Below are 3,784 nucleotides of genomic sequence, written 5' to 3'. Positions count from 1 at the left end.
CGCCCTGCGCCCGCGCGCCCCGCCCCGGCGGCGCCGCGCACGCCGCGCAAGGATCCGGCGCCCTCGCGCCTGGCCTACCGGCTGAACCGGATGATGCTGCGGCCGCTGGTGCGGCGGCTGGTGCATGTCGGCCTGCCCGCCTTTCTGGCGGCGCTGGTGGCGGGGATCTGGCTGTCGGACGACACCCGCCGGGCCAACCTGACCGGCGGCATCGACGCCATCGTGGACCGCATCCAGCACCGCGACGAATTCATGGTCAGGATGATGACCATCGAGGGCGCCTCGCCCGCGGTGGACAAGGGGCTGCGCGCCATGCTGCCGGTGGACCTGCCGGCCTCGAGCTTCGACATCGACCTGGAAAAGCTGCGCGAGCGGGTGCTGAAGCTCGATGCGGTCGAGGCGGTGGACCTGCGCATCAAGCCGGGCGGGGTGCTGTCGGCCGTGGTCACGGAACGGGTGCCGGCGCTGCTGTGGCGCCATGCCCGCGGCATCGAGCTGCTGGACAAGACCGGGCACCGCGTCGCCTCGGTCACGGGGCGCGAGGTGCGCGGCGACCTGCCGATCATCGCCGGCGAGGGCGCCGACCGCGCCGCGGCCGAGGCGCTGGCGCTGATCGACGCCGCCGGGCCGATCCTGCCGCGGCTGCGCGGGCTGGAGCGCATGGGCGAGCGGCGCTGGGACGTGGTGCTGGACCGCGGCCAGCGCATCAAGCTGCCCGAGGAAAAGGCGCTTCAGGCGCTGGAGCGCGCCATCGCGCTGGACCGCGCGCTGCACATGCTGGACCGCGACCTTTTGGTCGTCGACCTGCGGCAGGAGGCGCGCCCGGTGGTGCGGCTGGGGATGGAGGCGCAGAACGCCATCCGCCGTGCCCGCGGCCAGCCGGAACTGGGCCCCGACGGGTTGCCGCTGCCGCCCGAGGCAACGGCCGGCAAGGCGGCGAAGACCGCGAAGAAAAGCGGCTGACAGCGCAAGGAGGCAGGTGAGATGAAGGATCTGTATCAGGGCCAGCGGGCCATGCGGAACATGCGCCGCCAGGCCATGCAGCGCGGCGTCATCGCGGTTCTGGACATCGGAACCTCGAAGATCGCCTGCCTGGTGCTGCAATTCGACGGCCCGAGCCAGTTCCGCGAGACGGACGGCGTCGGCCCCATGGCCGGCCAGTCGAATTTCCGCGTCATCGGCACCGCCACCACCCGCTCGCGCGGGATGCGCTATGGCGAGATCGAGACCATGGCCGAGACCGAGCGCGCCATCCGCACCGTGATCCAGTCGGCGCAGAAGGTGGCGGGCGTGCGCGTCGACCACGTCATCGCCTGCATCTCGGGCGCGCGCCCGGCCAGCTATGGCCTGGCGGGCGAGATCGTGCTGCCCGCCGGCAAGGTGGGCGAGGGCGACGTGGCCCGCGTGCTGGCCGCCTGCGAGGTGCCCGATTTCGGCCGCGGCCGCGAGGTGCTGCACGCCCAGCCGGTGAACTTTGCCCTCGATGGCCGCTCGGGGCTGTCGGACCCGCGCGACCAGTCGGGCGGCCGGCTGGCCTGCGACATGCATGTGCTGACCATCGACGGCGATGCGGCCAGCAACCTGGTGCATTGCATCCGGCGCTGCGACATGGAACTGGCAGGCGTGGCCTCGGCCTCATACGCCTCGGGGCTTGCGGCGCTGGTCGAGGACGAGCAGGAGCTGGGCGCCGCCTGCATCGACCTGGGCGGCGGCACGACGGGCGTTTCGGTCTTCATCAAGAAGCACATGATCTTTGCCGATGCCGTCCGCTTCGGCGGCGAGCTGATCACCCAGGACATCGCCAAGGGGCTGCGCGTCAGCCATGCCGTGGCCGAGCGGCTCAAGACCCTGCACGGCGGGCTCGAGGCCACCGGCCGCGACGACCGCGAGATGATTGAGCTGGGCGGCGAGACCGGCGACTGGGACACCGACCGCCGCAGCGTCAGCCGCGCCGACCTGATCGGCATCATGCGCCCGCGGGTCGAGGAGATCCTGGAAAAGGTGGGCGAGATCCTGGATGCGGCGGGCTTCGACTATATGCCCTCGCGCCAGATCGTTCTGACCGGCGGCGGCAGCCAGATTCCGGGGCTCGATGCGCTGGCCTCGCGCATGCTGGGGCAGAACGTGCGCATCGGCCGGCCGCTGCGCATCCAGGGCCTGCCGCATAATGCGACCGCGCCGGGCTTTTCCTCGGCCATCGGATTGGCGCTGCTGACGGCGCATCCGCAGGACGAATGGTGGGACTTCGACATGCCCGCCGAACACTATCCGGCGCGCAGTCTGCGCCGGGCCTATCGCTGGTTCCGCAACAACTGGTAGGGGCGCGGAACCCGGATGCGGTGGTGTGGGCCGGCGCCTCCACCACATGCAGCAGAATGGGCAAGATGCCGCCGAAAACCCCAGCATCCACCGCGATATTTGGTGTGCGGGGTGTGTTTTTCGGGTGACGCTCGGCGCGAATCTGGCTAGGCTGGCCGGTATACGGGGATTCGACCGGACTGCGCACATGTCCGGCGCAACAGATGAAGGCAGGCGAGACATGGAACGGCAGATTCACCTGATGCTGAATGATGACCAGGAACTGAAGCCGCGCATTACCGTCTTCGGCGTCGGTGGTGCGGGTGGCAATGCGGTCAACAACATGATCGACAAGCAGCTGGAGGGGGTCGAGTTCGTCGTGGCGAACACCGACGCCCAGGCGCTGCAATCCTCCAAGGCGGAAAGCCGCATCCAGATCGGCCCGAAAGTGACCGAGGGGCTGGGCGCCGGCGCCAAGCCCTCGATCGGCGCCAAGGCCGCCGAAGAGACGATCGAGGACATCGTCGATCATCTGATGGGCGCGCATATGTGCTTCATCACCGCCGGCATGGGCGGCGGCACCGGCACCGGCGCCGCCCCGATCATCGCCCAGGCCGCGCGCGAGATGGGCATCCTGACCGTCGGCGTCGTGACCAAGCCCTTCCAGTTCGAGGGCACCAAGCGCATGCGCCAGGCCGAGGAAGGCGTCGAGGCGCTGCAGAAGGTCGTCGACACGCTGATCATCATCCCCAACCAGAACCTGTTCCGGCTGGCCAACGAAAAGACCACCTTCACCGAAGCCTTCGCCATGGCCGACGACGTGCTTTACCAGGGCGTCAAGGGCGTGACCGACCTGATGGTGCGGCCGGGCCTGATCAACCTGGACTTCGCCGACGTGCGTGCGGTGATGGACGAGATGGGCAAGGCGATGATGGGCACCGGCGAGGCCTCGGGCGAGAACCGCGCCGTGCAGGCGGCCGAAAAGGCCATCGCCAACCCGCTCCTGGACGAAATCAGCCTGAACGGCGCCAAGGGCGTGCTGATCAACATCACCGGGGGCTACGACCTGACGCTCTTCGAGATGGACGAGGCGGCCGAGAAGATCCGCGAGAAGGTCGATGCGGATGCGAACATCATCGTCGGCTCGACGCTGGACCCGTCGATGGAGGGCTCGATCCGCGTCTCGGTCGTCGCGACCGGCATCGACGCTTCGGCGGCCGAGGTTCCGGTGCCGCGCCGCGGCATGAAGGAGCCGCTGACCCAGAACCCCGTCGTGGCGCAGAAGCCGGCCGAGGAAGAGCTGCCGGTTCCGCCGCGCCGCACCGCGCCCCTGGCCGAGCCCGCCCCGGCGGCGCGCGTCCAGCCCTCGGCCCCGGCTGCGCGCTATGACGAGGAAGACATGCCGCGCCCGGCCTACCAGCCCGAGCTGCGCCAGCCCGCCGCGCCCAGCGACGCGCTGAACGGCGATGCGGGCGGCTTCGTCGCG

The 3,784-nt window shown here is 70.1% G+C and carries 3 protein-coding genes; all 3 read left to right on the top strand.

The window, feature by feature from the left end; translation table 11 throughout:
- On the top strand, nt 1-963 hold a 963-nt coding region (locus FE811_RS26065), incomplete at its 5' end, for a cell division protein FtsQ/DivIB (protein WP_140849397.1).
- Nucleotides 964-984: 21 nt separating this feature from the next.
- On the top strand, nt 985-2,319 hold the full coding sequence (gene ftsA, locus FE811_RS26060; RefSeq protein ID WP_036754976.1) for a cell division protein FtsA: 1,335 nt from the start codon (nt 985-987) through the stop codon (nt 2,317-2,319).
- Between the two features lie 220 nt (nt 2,320-2,539).
- Nucleotides 2,540-3,784: cell division protein FtsZ (gene ftsZ / locus FE811_RS26055; RefSeq protein ID WP_255469853.1), on the top strand; the 1,245-nt coding region annotated here is incomplete at its 3' end.

Origin of the sequence: Paracoccus sp. FO-3 (assembly GCF_006386455.1) — a bacterium.
Lineage (GTDB): Bacteria > Pseudomonadota > Alphaproteobacteria > Rhodobacterales > Rhodobacteraceae > Paracoccus > Paracoccus versutus.
This window is presented reverse-complemented; position numbering and strand designations above follow the sequence as displayed.